The 16,199-nt window shown below is 64.8% G+C and carries 14 protein-coding genes and 3 pseudogenes; 4 read left to right on the top strand and 13 right to left on the bottom strand.

The window, feature by feature from the left end:
• Window positions 1-17 precede the first annotated feature (17 nt).
• Both HC022_RS04605 and HC022_RS04600 read left to right on the top strand, forming a co-directional pair.
• Window positions 18-932, top strand: coding sequence for a LysR substrate-binding domain-containing protein (locus tag HC022_RS04605; RefSeq protein ID WP_167451525.1), 915 nt, complete (start codon window positions 18-20; stop codon window positions 930-932).
• A gap of 575 nt (window positions 933-1,507) precedes the next feature.
• Window positions 1,508-1,735 (top strand): hypothetical protein, encoded by a 228-nt coding sequence (locus HC022_RS04600; protein ID WP_167451524.1) that lies wholly within the window; start codon window positions 1,508-1,510, stop codon window positions 1,733-1,735.
• A gap of 205 nt (window positions 1,736-1,940) precedes the next feature.
• Here HC022_RS04600 and HC022_RS04595 read toward each other — a convergent pair whose 3' ends face one another.
• Together HC022_RS04595 and HC022_RS04590 are read right to left on the bottom strand one after the other, a co-directional pair.
• Window positions 1,941-2,960, bottom strand: a complete 1,020-nt coding sequence (locus tag HC022_RS04595; RefSeq protein WP_167451523.1) for a GSU2403 family nucleotidyltransferase fold protein — start codon at window positions 2,958-2,960, stop codon at window positions 1,941-1,943.
• Between the two features lie 217 nt (window positions 2,961-3,177).
• Complete coding sequence (locus HC022_RS04590) at window positions 3,178-4,323, bottom strand: hypothetical protein (protein ID WP_167451522.1); 1,146 nt, start codon at window positions 4,321-4,323, stop codon at window positions 3,178-3,180.
• On the opposite strand from HC022_RS04590, the pseudogene HC022_RS28975 reads away from it, so the two are divergent.
• Window positions 4,259-4,753, top strand: a pseudogene (locus HC022_RS28975) (hypothetical protein); the annotation flags it as partial. The gene HC022_RS04590 and the pseudogene HC022_RS28975 overlap by 65 nt on opposite strands.
• 206 nt (window positions 4,754-4,959) lie before the next feature.
• On the opposite strand, the gene HC022_RS04580 reads toward HC022_RS28975, so the two are convergent.
• The 5 genes from HC022_RS04580 to HC022_RS04560 form a co-directional block, all read right to left on the bottom strand.
• The gene (locus HC022_RS04580; protein WP_167451520.1) at window positions 4,960-5,589 is read right to left on the bottom strand and encodes a flavin reductase family protein; all 630 of its coding nucleotides are present in this window, start codon (window positions 5,587-5,589) and stop codon (window positions 4,960-4,962) included.
• A gap of 67 nt (window positions 5,590-5,656) precedes the next feature.
• Window positions 5,657-6,685, bottom strand: coding sequence for a TRAP transporter substrate-binding protein (locus HC022_RS04575; protein WP_167451519.1), 1,029 nt, complete (start codon window positions 6,683-6,685; stop codon window positions 5,657-5,659).
• A gap of 34 nt (window positions 6,686-6,719) precedes the next feature.
• Window positions 6,720-7,994 carry a TRAP transporter large permease gene (locus HC022_RS04570; protein WP_167451518.1) on the bottom strand — a complete coding sequence of 425 codons (1,275 nt, stop codon included), beginning with the start codon at window positions 7,992-7,994 and terminating at the stop codon, window positions 6,720-6,722.
• Complete coding sequence (locus HC022_RS04565; protein ID WP_254884936.1) at window positions 7,991-8,518, bottom strand: TRAP transporter small permease; 528 nt, start codon at window positions 8,516-8,518, stop codon at window positions 7,991-7,993. The genes HC022_RS04570 and HC022_RS04565 overlap by 4 nt, the downstream gene beginning before the upstream one ends.
• Before the next feature lie 10 nt (window positions 8,519-8,528).
• Window positions 8,529-9,461, bottom strand: a complete 933-nt coding sequence (locus HC022_RS04560) for a carbon-nitrogen hydrolase family protein (RefSeq protein ID WP_167451517.1) — start codon at window positions 9,459-9,461, stop codon at window positions 8,529-8,531.
• 297 nt (window positions 9,462-9,758) lie between these two features.
• Here HC022_RS04560 and HC022_RS04555 point away from each other — a divergent pair, with 297 nt between their 5' ends.
• The gene (locus tag HC022_RS04555; protein ID WP_167451516.1) at window positions 9,759-10,505 is read left to right on the top strand and encodes a TrmB family transcriptional regulator; all 747 of its coding nucleotides are present in this window, start codon (window positions 9,759-9,761) and stop codon (window positions 10,503-10,505) included.
• Between the two features lie 211 nt (window positions 10,506-10,716).
• Here HC022_RS04555 and HC022_RS28970 read toward each other — a convergent pair whose 3' ends face one another.
• The 6 genes and pseudogenes from HC022_RS28970 to HC022_RS04525 all read right to left on the bottom strand — a co-directional run.
• Entirely contained in the window at window positions 10,717-11,211 is a 495-nt protein-coding gene (locus HC022_RS28970) for a transposase (protein WP_254884935.1), read from the bottom strand.
• A 228-nt stretch (window positions 11,212-11,439) separates the two neighbouring features.
• Entirely contained in the window at window positions 11,440-12,483 is a 1,044-nt protein-coding gene (locus tag HC022_RS04545) for a glycosyltransferase family 4 protein (RefSeq protein ID WP_167451515.1), read from the bottom strand.
• The gene (locus HC022_RS04540) at window positions 12,480-14,075 is read right to left on the bottom strand and encodes an ABC transporter permease (protein WP_175583454.1); all 1,596 of its coding nucleotides are present in this window, start codon (window positions 14,073-14,075) and stop codon (window positions 12,480-12,482) included. The genes HC022_RS04545 and HC022_RS04540 overlap by 4 nt, the downstream gene beginning before the upstream one ends.
• Window positions 14,072-14,866: an ABC transporter ATP-binding protein gene (locus HC022_RS04535; protein WP_167451514.1), complete on the bottom strand. Its 795-nt coding sequence runs from the start codon at window positions 14,864-14,866 to the stop codon at window positions 14,072-14,074. Before HC022_RS04535 ends, HC022_RS04540 begins: the two co-directional genes overlap by 4 nt.
• Before the next feature lie 33 nt (window positions 14,867-14,899).
• Window positions 14,900-15,890 (bottom strand): annotated as a pseudogene (locus HC022_RS04530) (ABC transporter substrate-binding protein).
• A gap of 30 nt (window positions 15,891-15,920) precedes the next feature.
• Window positions 15,921-16,199: pseudogene (locus tag HC022_RS04525) on the bottom strand (lysylphosphatidylglycerol synthase domain-containing protein); the annotation flags it as partial.

Below are 16,199 nucleotides of genomic sequence, written 5' to 3'. Positions count from 1 at the left end.
AATGGAATTGATATGCAATGCGCCGCCGACTTCCATCAATCTCCGCTCTGACCTGCTTTGAGGCCGCGGCACGACATGAGAGCTTTACCCTTGCGGCAGAGGAGATTGGTATCACGCAAGGCTCTGCGAACCGGCAGGTCCGGGAGCTGGAGCGCCAGATCGGTGTCAGCCTGTTCCGGCGAGAAGGCCGCGCCGTCCGCCTGACCGACGCCGGCCTGCGCCTTGCTCGTGACCTGGAGCGGGACCTGCACAGCCTCGAGCAAACAGTCGAGCGCGCGGTCGCGTCGGGGGGGCGGCGCAGTCACATTGCGATCGGGGCACCGCCGACTTTTGCGGCCCACTGGCTGGTTCCGAGATTGAGCAGGTATCTTGCGGAACACTCGGACGTCACCGTATCGATCCGAAGCTACACCGAACCTTTCGATCTGTTGGAGGAGCGGATCGACCTGGCAATCCACTATGGAACTGAGGACTGGCCAAGCGGGCAGTTGCAATCCCTGTGTCCCGAGGACGTTCTCGCCGTTGTTTCAGCGGACCTGGCGCGCCAACGGAACATCGCAAGCGCCGCAGACCTCAACCGCATACCGCCGCTCTATCTGTCGTCGCGCCCGAACCAATGGGAAGAATTTCGCAGTGCCTACAATCTCGACCCAAGTCAGGACGGGTCAGGAACGCTTTTCGATCAGTTCTCGCTGGTCATCTCGGGGGCGATTTCTGGCCTGGGGGCTGCGCTTATCCCTTCGTACTTCATCGAGAAGGAACTCGCCAATGGCACACTTCAGATGATCGCGCACCTGCCGGCAAAGTCGGGCGCGCAATACTACCTCGTGACGCCAAGCGGCCAAGCCTTGGAACCCTCGGTCCATCTTGCCGCATGGCTTCGACGAGAAGGGAAGAAAGCGCAGAATCCGCGCGGCAGCAGGCGTGGCTGAAGCCGGTATCGCCACGCTTGCGCTACCGTTCGGTCAGGTTGCCGTGGCTTCGATCCGGGTTCAGCATGTCCCTGATCAGGCTGAGCGGATGCCGTGGCCGGATGCCCGTATGGAGTTCCGCCTGACACCGGCAGGAATATCCTGACGCGATGACCGGTCCCGCGCTGCTTTGCAGAGCGGGGTCCCATGACTGCGCAAAGATCCGGGCGGCTGCCTCTGCGTTCCGGGTTTCGTGGCCCCATGTTCCCGCCATGCCGCAGCCGCCAGTCTTGGGACGCGCGACCCTTACGCCAATTCGCTCCAGGATCTCAGCCCAAGCGGCTCCGCTCTCGGGATGCAGCGTGGCTTCCGTGCAGTGCTGCATCAGGGTTGCCTGCGAGCCGGAGCGCTTGCCGACCGGGTCGCGCCCTAAGCCTATTTTACGCATCCATCGACGGTGCCGCTTTCCGCCGGGCAAGGCGGTATAGCCCGTGACAGCAGGCGGGCCGACCATCAGCAGATTTTCTTGTTACGTTCGTAACTCTGATTGACTCATATAATTACAAATTTAACTTTTCGGCGAAACGGGGGGACTGATGGCACCGGGTTCAGACAGCAAAACGATTACCGATCTGGTGGCGAGCCATTACGCCGAGCTCACCGAGGGTTTGCAGCAAGCGGCCGACCACATTGTCCAGAACCCGATCGAAGCTGCGACCACGAGCCTGCGATCGATCGCCGCGTCCAGCGGGCTCTCCCCGACCACCTTTTCTCGCCTGGCACGGGCGCTGGGGGTGGAGATCCCTCACGAACGCAAGGGTTGACGACCGGCGTACGGCCGCAAGCGCATTGCGGATTAACGAATTGAACCGCCCCCTCAGGAAGATCTACATAGCCGATGGCGCCGCATGCCATATACTCAGGAGGTTTGCGGTCTGAGGCCGCCTCTGGACAACCCGTCGGGATAACGGGGTGAAGTCATTCGTCACGCAGACCAAACCTCCTGATCCTTGGACCATCCTCTCCAGTTTACGCGAGCCTGTGCAGAAGGTCTTTTGTGCCCGACATGCGTCCGAGGCTTGAGGCGATCCGCTCTCGCCATCGGGGGCCTTGCGACAGCGCGTGGTCGTAAGCTTCGGCGAGTTCGTCAGGCCGATCGTCGGCGAGGATGCCGATGAGGAACTCAGCCTGGGCCCGGTCTTTTCGTGCCTTCGCTTCGTCCGGCCCGCCGTGCCGTCTGCTGGCCACGATCAGCTTGTGGATTGCAAAGCGCTCGGGGCGCGGGATCTGCACAAGGACTCCGGAGCGGTAGAGCGCCAAGGCGTGAATCGGCTCCGCAATCAGGAAATTGAGGTAGTTCAACGCTTGTGCGCTGACCCCCAGTGCCGGAAGCGGCTTGATGCCCTCGTCGCCAAAAGCCGGTGTCAGGAACTCGACCATGGCTTCGCCGCCGCTTTGGCGCCACTTCCAGATCTGCCGATCATAAACCCCGGGGACAGCTTCGAATTTCATCGACCGTAGAATCTCCCCCGGCTCTTCCTCCACCCGGTCGCCAAGTGCCACTGAGAGCCGCTCGAAACTCGCGAAATCGATGTCACCTGTCTGGGCAAGCTCTTCAGAGTCAAAGCGAACGCCAAGCTCCCCCTGATAGAGCCCGTAGGCTCCGGTTCCGATCAACGTACCGCCCAGCCGGAAGACGCCCGCGCGCGCGAACGCCAGGAGCAAGGAGCCGGTCTCCCGATCGGTTGCGATCATGCCTTCGGCCCTCAGAACGCGCGCCAGACGAGACATGCGTTTTCTTCGCTCTTGGGCCTCTGCTTTTAAGTCGGCAGCGCGTGCCAGGCGATCGCGCAATTCTGGACTGTCCTCGCCGAGGTAGCGGCTCTTCATCTCGGTCCCGATCCGGAACCGGTCATAGAGATAGGTCCGCCCATTGCGGCGACGCTCCTCGATACTGCCGATGATCTCCGACGCCGCCTCGTCGAGATGCATGCGCAGCAAGTCTTGATACGCGACTTGGGCGGCGCGGGAGTGCGATATCGGATCCATCTTGTACCTGCGTTTCGCTCGTGTGCATCAAATACGAAATTGATACACACACTGGCGGTCTGCAGCAAAATATTTTTTGATGCACACAAAATCCTTGGATTGTGGCCACGCACCTCAGAGTCGATCTGCGCCCGACACCTGAATGGGACAGCAAGACAAAGACGGTTACTCACGCAGCGGATCAAAAGCTCGGCAAACTTCGGTGTAATCGCAGTGCTCAGACACCATATACATGACGCAACTTGGAGCGGGGGTCGTTGTCCTTGAGTTCTCCGACCCCAGGAAGGGGAAGGAGAAGATCATGTGGAAACGTCTGATAAGTCTCAGCCTTACGTTTGGACTGGCTGCCGCCGGACCGCCGGCATCGGCGCAAGTGGTCTGGCGACCGCTCTGCCGCCAGTTCAGCTTGACACGCGTGCGCCATGGCCTGATAGGCCTCCACGGTCTCGCCCTCTCTGGGTCCATGCCCGGCCACGACATCGGCTTCGTTCTTCAGCTCGGCCGCGACGGCCGCCCGAACGGCGGGATCGCGGATCTCATCCTGCAGCGGCGTGCTGTCTCCCGCGAACACCTTCGCGAGGTCCCCATTGGACAACGCGCCGGCCATCCGATCGACGAGGGCCTCGATGACGAGAACGTCGGCAAGCTGGTGGTGCTTGTCCAAGGTAAGCAGCTGATCGAGGGCCAGATGCTCGGCAAGATCCCGCGGCACCGCCACGCCCTCGACCATCCGATGTCCCTTCTCCAGCACCACGGTCAGGCGCGCGGAGGACTCCTCGTCCAGGCTTTCCGCCCGCGCCCGCCACATCGCCGCCTGCGCGATGGAATGCGCCCCTTGCAGCACGCACCCGGCAAGTTCCTCCGGCGCCGTCCCCATCTGCGCCACCACCTCGGGGTCTTTCGAGAACGCGCTGGTCAGCGCGTCCCGCAGATCGTCCAGCGTTCTGGTGATCTTGCCGACACGCGGATCGTCTGCCCACAGCCCCTCACGCACATGCTGCAGGGATGACAGGGTGAGATTTGCAAAGAGATCGTCACCCGGCTCCGCAATCGTGGCGTGATCTCGGAAGAAGGGATCGGCCTGCGTCGCAGACAGCAGCTCCGCGCTGGTGCGGGAGAACTCCGCCTCCATCCGCACGCGCTCGGGGCTGGCCTCCATGGCCTGGATGCTGTCCCAGGTCTCCTGCGCTTCGGCCAGCATCTTGTCCCGCGCCTGCACCATGGCCGCGACGGGATCAAAGCGCGCGTCCTGCGCGGTGGCGTGGGTTTCGGACGGCATCAGGGTATCGGGCTCGACCATGAGAGAGCCTCCTTCTTCCGGGGTTTGCGCCGACGCGAAGAACGCCTGCGACAGCTTTTCCATGAACGCATTGCCGGGACCGGAGAGCGACGTGAGCAGACCAAGACTGAAATACGACCGCATGGAAGCCGAGGGCTATGATCTCGTCCTGATCGACACCCGCCCGGGCGCCAATGCCGACACCGAAGACCTGATCCTCGCCACCGATCTCGTTCTGATCCGGCCCGGGCAGTCGGACTACTCGATTGCCGAGCGGACGCTCGAATGGTTCGAGGACATCCTCAAGACCGTCAGGCCCGACTCCCCCACCCCGGCGTTGCGCACGGTGCTGACCGAGGTGCCAGCCAAGATGATCTCGGTGCTCACCGGGGATCTCGACATCGCCAGCCTGACCCCGCGCGATCGCGACGCCTTGCAGGCTGTCAAGGGCATGCCGCATGCGCTGCCAAATGCCGCCGAGCAAGCAAAGGCGAGCAGCCGGCTCGCAGAGGCCACGGCCCGCTACGCGGGCCACGCCACGCCCAGGCCGCAAGAGCCGAGGCCGACGTCACACCTGACCTGGCACCGGCGGGCAAGGAGACCCCCGCGGGCGCAAAGCGGCCGCAGCCAGCGCGGCGGAAGTGGACACGGCAGCGCTGCCACGTGGTGTACAGCTCCCGCGCGGTGGCGGCCTTGATGCCGTCAGCTCCCCCGGTCGGCTCAGTCAAGCGGCTGGGTGTTTCTGTCCGGGCGCGCAAGGCTGAAACGATCCGCCGTTCTGCAATAGAGGCCCGCGCCGCCCATGCGAGCAATCGGCAGAAACGCCTCTAGATCAATTCTGGCCGCCTCTGAATCGAGCATGAGCGCGTCCTCGACGTGAAGCGCGAGAATGTCCCCCAGAACGATTTTCTGGCGTGTGCGCGTCGATATGGTTTGCATCAACTGACATTCCAACCGGACAGGCGACTGCGCGATGCCGGGAACCCCGTTGGCAGTGGCTGGGGCCATGGCGAGCGCGGCTATGTCGGCTTCGCTTTCGGCGTAGGGCAGGTCCGTCGCGGTCTGGTTCATCTGTGCCGCCAGCGCTTCGGTCACCAGATTGACCGTAAAACGTTCGGATTCCATGATGTTGCGCACGGTGTCTTTGAGCGGTTTTTCGGGGTGTTCCAAAATTCCAAGCGCCACAATTGCCGGGTCATGGCCCATCACGTTGAAGAAACTATAGGGGGCAAGATTGACGATGCCATCGGGCGAGAGGGTGGATACCCATGCAATCGGGCGCGGCACCACAAGCGACGACAGAAGTTTGTAGCGTTTGCGCGCCTCGAGGGACGTCAAGTCGTAGTGCATGGAAAAGCCTCTCTCAAACAGCGGCTGCCCTGACATGGGACAGGGCAGCGCGGGTTTTGGGGATGTCTTACTGCGTTGCTGTGCGCTCTGCAGCGTCCAGAAGCACCGCGAGCATCTCCGCGGTCTTGGGATCTTCGTTCAACAGCTCAAGCACAGCGACGCGCATTTCGGCCAGAAGGGCGTCACGTTCGTCTTTCGGGAGGTAATGGACGGTGCCCCCCATCTCTTCCCAGGTTTTGTAGGCGTTGGCCTGATCTTCCAGAACATAGTCGTAAAGCTCTGGCTCAAGGGCGGTGGCCTCTTCTTGCAGCATGGTTTTCAAGTCTTCTGGCAGGGTGTCCCACCAAATCTTGCTGGCCATCATGACTTCGCCCATCACGCCGTCTTCGGTGGCGGTGATGTGTTTCACGATGTCGTAGAGTTTGAGCGAGGTGAAGGCGGGCGGCGAGCTTTTCATGCCGTCCACGGTGCCTTGCTGCAAGGCTGTGGCAACCTCGCTGAAGTCGATGGGCACGGCGGTGGCACCCATTAGTTCGACGCCTTTGCGTTCGACTTTTGAGGCGAGCACGCGGAGTTTTTTGCCGTTGAAGGCCTCTACGGTGTCGCCGGGAAAGGCGGTCGCAAAGGCGGTGTTGCCGTAGATATAGGTGCCAAGACCGACGAGGCCCTTGTCGGTGCCGAGGTTGAGGAAGGTTTCGCGGAAAGTCGGATCGCTGAACACCCGTTGAGCGTGGCGGGCATCTTCGAAAATCGCGGGCAGGTCGGTGACCTGAAAGCGCGTGTCGACGCCAACGAGATAGGCGGCGGGGCCGGTGTAGAACTCGACGGTGCCGAATTGCAGGCCCTCGATCATACGGGCGTTCGAACCAAGCTGTGCAGCGGGGTACAGCTCGGTTTTGATTCGGCCTTCGGAACGTTCCTCGACACGTGCGGCAAAGCGTTTGATGGCTTCTGTCTGGACATCATTCACCGTGGCGGTGGCCAGTTTCATGGTGAACTCTTGCGCAAAGGCAGGGGCGGCGCCGAGGGTCGCGAGCACGAGGCAGGTGCCCGCGGCTTTGACCATGTTGCGTCGGCTGGGTCGGAATAGTGACATGTGAGAGCTCCATTTTGAGGGTCAGAGAGAGGGATCAGAACAAGAGTTGCGGCAGGGAGATCGCGGGCACGTAGGTGATCAGAAGTAGGGCCAGCGTTTGCAGGATGATGAAGGGCACCAATCCGGCGCTGATGCGCGAAATCGGGGCGCCGAACAGGGCATTGGAGGTGAAGATGTTCAGACCGAAGGGCGGTGTGAACATGCCGATGCTCAGATTCACGGCCATGATAACGCCGAAGTGGACGAGGTTTACGTCGAGATGGGTGACCACGGGCACCAGCATCGGCGTCAACAGAACGATCGCGGAGACCGGGTCCATCAAACAGCCGACGATCAGCAGGAAGATGTTGATCGTCAGCAGGACCACCCAGGGCTCGCTTGAGGCGGCTTCGACGAAATTGACGAGGGTTTGCGGCACGCCGCTGGTGGTGAGGACCCAGGAAAAAACCCCGGAGGCGGCGACGACGAGCAGGATTTGCGCGGTCAGGTGGGCAGAGCTGAGCACAACGCTCCAGATTTCGCGCCACGTGATTTCACGATAAAAGAACCGCGCGACCAGAACACCGTAGACGCCCGCAACACCTGCCGATTCCGTCGGGGAAAAGATGCCGGAATAAATGCCGCCGAGGATGACGACAGGCGTACCGAGTGCGGGCAGGGCCGAGAGCAGGAGCGACAGGGCCTCGCCTTTTTGCACGGTGTCGGCGCCCGAAGGTTTCATTTTGCGTGACACCCAGAGGATGTATCCGACAATGACGAGGCCGAGCAGCAGGGCGGGCAGAATCCCGGCGGCAAAGAGCGCGGTGACGGATTGCTCGGAGGAGGCCGCATAAAGGATCATCAGGATGCTGGGCGGCATGACGCTTGCGATGCCGCCTGCGGAGGTGATGAGGCCAAGGGAGAACTTTTCGCTATAGCCGCCGTCGCGCAGGCTCGGGTACATCAACCGGCCGATGGCGGCGACGGTGGCCGGGCTTGAGCCGGAGACCGCGCCGAAAAATTCGCTGGCGCCGATGGCCGTCATCGGGCGGGCGGATTTCAATCCGCCGCACAGCATCAGGATGCAATTGACGATGCGCCGCGACACGCCGCCGCGCGACATGATCTCACCTGCAAAGATAAAGAACGGCACGGAGAGCAGGGCGAATTTATCCAGGCCACCGAACATGATCTGCGGCACCATCGTGGCGGGGACACTCATCTGGGTGAGGATGGCGGCGCTCGCGGTGGTCAGCAGGACAAGATAGATCGGCAAGCCGACGATCAGCAGCAGCAGCGGCAAGCCGGCGAGAATGGCGATGAGTGTCATTTGGAACCTGCCAGTGCGTCTTGAACTTCGACGGGCTCGGATGCGGCGAGGAGCTGGTCGGAAACGAGCAGCGAGAGGCCGCGCACGATGCCACCAAGGCAGGCCAGCACAAAGGCCGCGAAGATCGAGCCATTGACGTATTGCTTGGGAATTTCGGCCACGTTTGTCACCTGGGAGAACCGGGCGACCAACTCGACGACGAGATAGGCGTTATAGGCGAAATAGCCGCAGAGGATGGCGCCTGCGGCGGCGAGGACAAAGGCGACCCAGCGCAATGCGGCACGCGGCAAAAGCGGTTTGAGAATTTCGGCAGAGAGGTTTTCCCCGTGCAGGGTCAACCGATAGGACATCAGGCACACCGACCAGATGATGAGCAGGGTCGTGACCTCCTCGGCCCAGAAGATCGGGCTGTGAAACAGGTATCGCCCTGCAACATTGGCGGCGTTGATTAGAAGGGCGGCGGCAAAGGCGAGCCCGGAGAGCAGGTTGAGCAAGTGGGTGAAAGCGCCGGATAAGCGTTGCATCGCCACCCCCTTATCCATTGGCTCTGGAGTAGGTGACTGGCGCGCGGGGCGTCGTGTTCACCCGCAGTTCGAAAACATCCGGACGGGCGTAGTGCCCGGCGGCGTCGAAATCGAGCTTGCCCCGTGTCACGGCGTTCAGATCGATCTCCGCGACAAGGATGCCCTCTTCGTCGAACAGCGGCCCGGCAAGGACATTGCCCAAGGGATCAAGGATCACGCTGCCACCGCGCATCATGATGCGATCGGGATCGGTCCGGGTGAAGGCATAGTCTTCGGGGAAGTCTTTTTCCCTCAGCACCTGGCAGCTCGAAAACACAAAGGTGCGCCCTTCGAGGGCGATGTGTCTCATTGTCGCTTGCCAGCTGTCCCGGTCGTCGGCGGTGGGGGCGCAATAGAGGTTGATGCCCTGACCATACATGGCCATGCGCATCATCGGCATGTAGTTTTCCCAGCAGATCACGGCGCCGAGGTTGCCAATGTCAGTGTCAAAGGTGGGCAGTGTCGAGCCATCGCCAAAGCCCCAGACCAGACGTTCCGCGCCGGTTGGCATCAGCTTGCGATGTTTGCCCAAAAGCGCCCCGTCGGGGCCAAAGAAGACCACCGTGCAATAGAGCGTGCCCGCCTCGCGTTCGATGACGCCCATCACGAGGTAAAGCCCGGCTGCGGCGGCCGCCTGTCCCAGACGCTCGGCCTCGGCGCCGGGGATTTCAATGGCGCTGTCGGCGTAGCGCCGGAACTCTTCTCGACCTGCGTCCGTGCGCACCCCGACGGAGATCTCGTAGCTCTGCTCCTTGGGGTATGCGGAAATATAGGCTTCGGGGAACACGGCGAGACGACAGCCCTGCGCACCGGCCTCGGCAATCAGCACCTCCGCCTTGGCGAGGCTGGCCTCGATATCGAATGGCACGGCGCCTGCCTGGATCACTGCCGCTTTGAAAGTCATCGCTCACCTCGGTTAGTCGATTGGTTTAGACACCGGTGTTTTGTGTGAATTTTGCGCCCGCCTGTCAACATTGCCCATATAATCCCGCTTTTTCAGCCTATTATGGCGTTCAAACGATCATGATCGTTCGAACTTGATCACTTATTAGGCGATTCTGTGAGGACTTCAGGCATTCTGTCGGACGTTTTCGACACACGAATCGACTCGGTTTGTCGAATGCTTCCGACAGGAAAGATTCCCTTGTGGGCGTTATGAAGCCGCATTATTTTAGGAGTTTAGAGGTTTGGGGCCTGACGGATGTATGATTTTCAAGGAAAACTGTCGAAGCTCGGCATTAGCGGTACGCTCTACCGCTTGTATGTCGCGGCGATCGAACTGGGCGAGGCGCCCATTTCCGATGTGGCCACGCGCGCAGGTCTGGTCCGCACCACGGCCTATGACGCGCTGTCGCGTCTGGAGGAAGAGGGTCTCGTTGTCATCGTGAAACGCGGCAACAAGCGCATTGTTGTCGCCGAAGATCCCTCTGTCCTGCTGGAGCGGATCGAAGCCCGCAAACAGATGCTCAACGAGGTTATGCCGGAACTGCGCTCACTCTATAATCGCGCGAAGGGCAAGCCCCGCATTCGGTATCACGAAGGACGCGAGGGGATTTTGATCGCGCTGAAAGACACCTTGAGCATCAAGGGCCCAAACCCGACCTTGCTGGGCATTTTGTCCATGGACGAGCTGCGCGATGTTCCGGGGCTTGAGGAAATGGAGAATTTCATCGCCGCCCGCAAGGAAAAGCAGATCTGGCTCCGGGTGATCCGGTCCCGCACGAAAGATGTCGCCTCGATCTGGCCGTCGGATTCCGGCGATCTGCGCAATCTCCGCTTCGCCCCTGAGAATGTCCTCTTGTCGATGACGACATTCATCTATGACGACAAGGTCTGCCTGATCTCGTCCATGCGCGAAAACTATGGGATGATCATCGAAAGCGTAGAGTTCGCCACAATGCAACGACAGTTGTTTGAAGCTCTATGGATGACATCTTCGAAAACCTGATGCCCGAGTGCTCCTTCAGGACCTCCAGGAGAGTTGTCAAACTACCCGAAGGGGTGGCCCCTGGCTCAGGACTTCGGGAACGGGGGGCGTCCCAGTCAAGAGTTTTCGCGCACGTCGAATGCCCCGCCTAACCGCGGTTTTGCCCTTATAGCCGTTGATCGGCTTCCCTCTTCGGCGGCCTTCTGTCAATCGGCTCGCAAAATTGCCCCCCCTACTGGAGTGCGCCCCTGCGGATGGACATTCTCAGGCGGCGGTGGTTGTAGGCCTCGATGAAACGGGGCGGGCCGGTGGCGACGTCGTCGAGCGTCTCATACTCCATAAGGTAAGCGTCCTCCACCTTCAGTGTCTTCATGACGCTCTGGGCCTTTGCGTTCTGCGCCTTCGAACGGTCCCCCGGACCGTTCGATCCGCTGGCGCGGACCAGCTTGAACTCGTACGGGTTGCCGCGGCGGCTCATAGATCCGAAGAAGCCCTGTTCGGCAAGCCGCTCCAGCGCAACGATCCGGGCTTCGTGGTCGGCCATCAGCTCGGCCGCCGCCACGTCTTGGTCGAGCGCGCCTGCTTCCGCTTTTTCGATCCAGACCCGGATCTGGTTGCGCGACAGGTCGTGGCGGCGGCCGAGCGCGTGAAGCGTCTCGCCGCCCTGAAACTCGGAGACGACCTGGCGCCTGAATTCGGCACTATGCCTTCGGTGGCGTCTGGGCATAGGCATTCTTCCTCTGAAAGCCCGCAGGAGGTCAATTCAACCGGCCAACCTGGTCCATCCGCTGGGGCGCACTCCAGCTGCGGCCCGCAAGCACCATGACGGCCACACACTGGATCAGGCGCTTGAGCGGGTCGCGCCTGCGCTTGTGATTGCTGCGCCAGAAGCGCGAGATTCGCCCCGAATATCCGGCCAAACCTGATCGCGACTGAGGGCTGCACGGCCTCCGGTTCAGCGCCGAAGTCCATCCAGAACCCGCCCCATGACCGCTGCGGTGTCCTTCCAGCGCGGCAGAGCCCGCCCCAGAGCGCGGGAGCGGGTGGAGAGCTCGTCCCGGGCGGTGCCGGACCGGAGCAGGGTTCGCAGGTGCGCGGCGAACGCCTCGGGGTCATCCGGGGCGGCGAGCAGGGCGGCCTGTCCGACGGTGCCGGGCACCGCGCCGGTGGCGCAGCTCACGATCGGCAACCCGTGGCAGAGCGCCTCGGCCAGCGCCATCCCGTAGCCCTCGTAGCGCGTCGCGAGTGCGAAGATCCGGGCGCTGCGATAGGCCTCGGCGAGCGCCGCATCGGAAATCTCACCGGCGAGGTCGACCCGCTGGCGCAGCCCCAGCTCTGCAATGAGCGCGGCCAGCTCGTCGGCGTAGGCGGGACTGTGGGTCTTTCCGACGATGCGCGCGCTCCAGTCGAGGTCCGCGACCAGCGCAAGCGCCCGGATCAGCACGTCATGGCCCTTGCGCTGCGCCAGAAGGCCGACCGAGAGGATGCGCGGCCCCGCCTCGACGCGGGGCAGATCACGCGGCCCGTCGTAGCCCGGCAGCGCGACGGTAGTCCGCGCGGGGTCGGCGCCGAGCCCGATGTAGGTCTGCCGCGTATGGGGGCTGGTGACGACGATCTCTGCCGCAAGCGACAGGTTCGCCGTCTCCTGCTCAAGCAGTCGCGCTGCGACATCCGCGGGAAGCCCCTGCTCCATCCCCATCGGATGATGCAGCATGGCGACCACTGGGCAGGACAGCCGGGCCAGCGCCTCGGGGTGCATCGCGGCGAAGACCAGCCCGTCGAGGATGAGCGGCCGGTCCGGAGGCAGGGCCTCCAGCACCCCCGAGACCTCGCGGCGCAGCGCAGCGTCCTGATCCGCCGCCGCCGACCCGGCGGGCAGCGCGATATGGGTCACCGCCCGGCCCGCCGCCTGCAACTCCTCCAGCAGGCGGCGCTCGTAGATGAAGCCGCCGGTCTTCTGGCGGTGATCGCCGGGGATGGCAAAGGCGCAGGGTCTCATCGGGCAAGCTGCTCGGCGCTGGTGCGGGCCAGAACCGCGCGCTCGAGCGCGGCCACCAGCGCATGTGCCAGAACCGCCGCCAGCCCGACAAGGGCGATGGCGCTCCAGAGCATGCCGTAATCCGAGGTCGAGGCGACCGTCGCCATGAGCGCGCCGACGCCGCGCCCCGTCGCCAGCCACTCGGCGGTGGTGACGGCAAGGATGGCGGCGGGAATCGCCATCCGCGCCGAAGCGAAGAAGGCGGGCAGCATGGCGGGCAGCTGCGCACCGAGCAGCCGGCGCAGCGGGCTCGAGGCGTAGACCTCGAAGAGGTCGAGCACCGCGCGCGGCGTCCGGGCGAGCCCGTGCTGGCAGGCGATCAGTGTCGGGAAGAAGATCATCACCGCGACGACGGTGATGGTGCCCGCGGTGCCCCGCCCGAGTGCCCAGACGATCAGCGGCGCGGTGGCGATGATCGGGATCGAGCGCAGCGCGATCGACAGCGGGATCACCGCCCCCCCGAGGCGCGGCGCCAGCGCCAGCAGGAGCGCCAGCCCCGCCCCCAGCCCAAGCCCCGCGAGGTAGCCCGGCCCGGCCAGCGCCAAGGTCTCGCCGAGTGCCGCGAAGAGCCGGGCGCGCTGTGCCTCGGCGCCGGGGCCGGTGACGAGGTAGAACCAGACGTCCTCTGGCCGCTTGGCGAAGAAGCGCGGCAGGCCGAAGACCTCCATGCTGCCCTTCCAGATCAGCAGCGCGGCGGCGAGCGCCAGCAGCGCCTGTGCGGGGGCCTCCCACGGCCGGCGGCTGCGCGCGACGGGTGGCGCCATGAGCACTTCCGGCGGGGCCAGGTCGAGGCGGCGGCCAAGCGCGCCCACCGCCGCGAAGGCCAGCATCGAGACCCCGGCGGCGATCACCGCGATGGCCCATGTGGCGGGCAGGTCGAGCGCCCGCAACGCGCGCACCGTCAGCACGCCAAGCCCGCGCTCCGCGCCGGTGAACTCGCCGACCATGGCGCCGAGAAAGGCCGCCGGGGCGGCGATCTGCAGACCGGCAACCAGGTAAGGCAGCGCCGCGGGCAGCCGGACCTCGCGCAGTGCGGTCATGCGCCCGCGCCCGTAACTGCGCACGAGGTCGAACCAGCCCTGCGGCGCCGCGCGCAGCCCCACCAGCACCGGCAGAAAGGTGGTGTAATAGACCGCCAGCGCCGCCAGCGTCACCTGCGGACCGGTGCCCGGCCCGTAGAGCACCCGCAGGATCGGCCCCGTGGCGACCAGCGGCAGGCAGAAGACCAGCAGCGCGAGCGTCGACAAGAGCCGCTCGCCGCGCGGCAGCAACACGACCAGCAGCGCCAGCAGCACTCCGGCGAGGTTGCCCCAGACGAACCCCTGCACCGCCGAGGCCAGCGTCGCGCCGAACGCCCGCCAGAGCAGCCCGGAATGGCTGACCATGTATCCCGCGATCTGGCTCGGCGCGGCGATGATGAAGCTCCCCGCCGTGGCGCGGGCGACCCCTTCCCAGATCAGCAGGACGAGCAGAAGGCCAAGCCCGCGCGGCAGCGGGTGCTGCGCGCGCAGTGCGGCGGGGCCGCCGCGCAGGGGTCCCCGGCCTGCGCTCATTGTGCGGCGACGCTCTCGGGGTACTGGTGGTCGCGCAGCGCGTCGGTCACCTCGGTGCAGAGCGCGCGAAAGGCCTCCGAGGCCAGCACCTCGGGACCGCGCGGGCGCGGCAGGGGCACCGGAATGTCGGCGGCGATGCGCGCCGGGCGCGGGGTCAGCACGAGGATGCGGTCCGACAGGCGCACCGCCTCGGCCACCGAATGGGTCACCAGGATCGAGGTCGCGCCGCGCGCTTCCCAGAGCGGCGGCAGCTCGGTGTTGAGCCGGTCGCGGGTCAGGGCGTCCACCGCCGCGAAAGGCTCGTCGAGCAGGAGAAGCTCCGGCTCGCCGGCCAGCGCGCGGGCGATGGCGGCGCGCTGGCGCATCCCGCCCGAAAGCTCCGCCGGGCGGTTGCGCTCGAAGCCCGACAGGCCGACCAGTGACATCAGCTCGCGGATCATCCCCGGGTCGCGCGGCTTCCGCGCGAGCGCCCGCCCCAGCGCGATATTGCCCTCGACCGAGCGCCACGGCAGCAGCGCCGCGTCCTGGAAGGCAACGGCCAGCCCGGCGCGCTGGCGCAGCTCGCCCGGGCTTTCGGTGCCGATGGTGATCCGGCCCTCGGACGGCGGTTCGAGTCCGGCGATCAGCCGCAGCAGTGTCGACTTCCCGCAACCCGAGGGGCCGACCAGCGCGGTCATCTGCCCCCCGGCAAGCACGAGATCGACCGGCGCCACCGCCTCGACCGGGCGGGTCGCCCCAGCGAAACTCTTGGCGACCCCGGCCAGATGGATATCGGGCCGCCTGTCCATCACTCCTGGGCGACCCGCGGGATCGCGCGGCGCCCCCTAGCCATGCACCTCCTCCAGGATGGAGCGGTCCCAGAGATCCGGCGACACCGGCTTGCCCAGGAGATTCAGCGTCTCGACATTCGCGGCCACGGTCTCTTCGGTGAACCAGCCAAAGCCCTCGGCCTCGGTCAGATCCGAGAACATCAGTGGCACCTGCCGCTCGGCCTGCAGCTTCTGCGTCGCGAGATCGAGCCCCGCGTCGGGGAACATCTCGACGCTCAGCGCGGCGGCGGCCTCGGGATCGGCCTTATAGTCCTGCCAGCCCATGACCTCGCCCTTCATCAGCGCGACGAGCTGGTCACGGCGGTTGGCGAGGCTGTCCTCGGTGGCGATGTAAGTCTGCGAGTGCACCGCGTAGCCATGATCGGCGAGCAGCATGGTGACGCTCTCCACCCCCTGGATCTCCATCGCGACGGGCAGGTCGGTGGCCCAGCACAGCAGGCAGTCCACCTGCCCCTGCACCAGCGGCGCGGCATCGTACTGGGTCGGCACCACTTCGATGCCGCCGATGTCCACGCCGTTGATCGAGCAGAGCGCCTCGAGCACCGGGGTGTTGGCGAGCGCCATGCCGATCTTCTTGCCGACCAGATCGGCGGGGCTGTTGACCGGGTTGTCCGGCAGCGAGGCGATGGCGAAGGGGTTCTTCTGCATGGCCACGCCGATGATCCTGAAGGGCGCGCCCTGGTTCCCCGCCGCGGCGGTGTAATCCGCCGCCGAGATGCCCACCAGCGCCGTGCCCGCCACCACCGGCGGCTCGACCGGCGCATTGGGCCCCCCCCGGCAGCAGCGAGACCTCGAGCCCGGCGTCGCGCCAGTACCCGTTCTTCCGGGCGAGGTAGCTGCCGCCGAATTGCACCGAGTGCAGCCACGACAGTTGCAGGGCGACCGCGTCCTGCGCCCTCGCCCGCCCTGGCGCGAGCAATGCGGCCCCGGCGGTGGACAATGTGCCGCCAAGAAACAGGCGGCGAGTGAGTGTCGGCAAATGCATGGGACCCTCCCGGTTTGAAATGAGACTAGGTTAATCGTGGGGTGAGGCAATGCCGGAGGCGCCCTCGGGGGTCGCCCGCGGCGTGCAGCGCAGGAAGAATGCGCCCGGCAGGGCTGAAAGCAGGCTGATGAGACCGTAGGCGATGCTGGCCGCCAGCCCGGCCTCTGCGCTCAGCCCGGCGAGGGGAAAGAGCGCCGCCGCCGCGCCCTCGCGCCAGCCCCAGCCCGCGACCGAGGCCGGGAGCAGCATCGCCGTCAGGATCAGCGGCACGACAAGCGCCGCCTCGCCCGCGGGCAGCAGGCTGCCGCT

It is taken from the genome of Salipiger sp. HF18 (assembly GCF_011806505.1).
Taxonomy (GTDB): domain Bacteria; phylum Pseudomonadota; class Alphaproteobacteria; order Rhodobacterales; family Rhodobacteraceae; genus Salipiger; species Salipiger thiooxidans.
The sequence above is the reverse complement of the archived record's forward strand: the minus strand, read 5'-3'. Positions and strand labels throughout refer to the sequence as shown.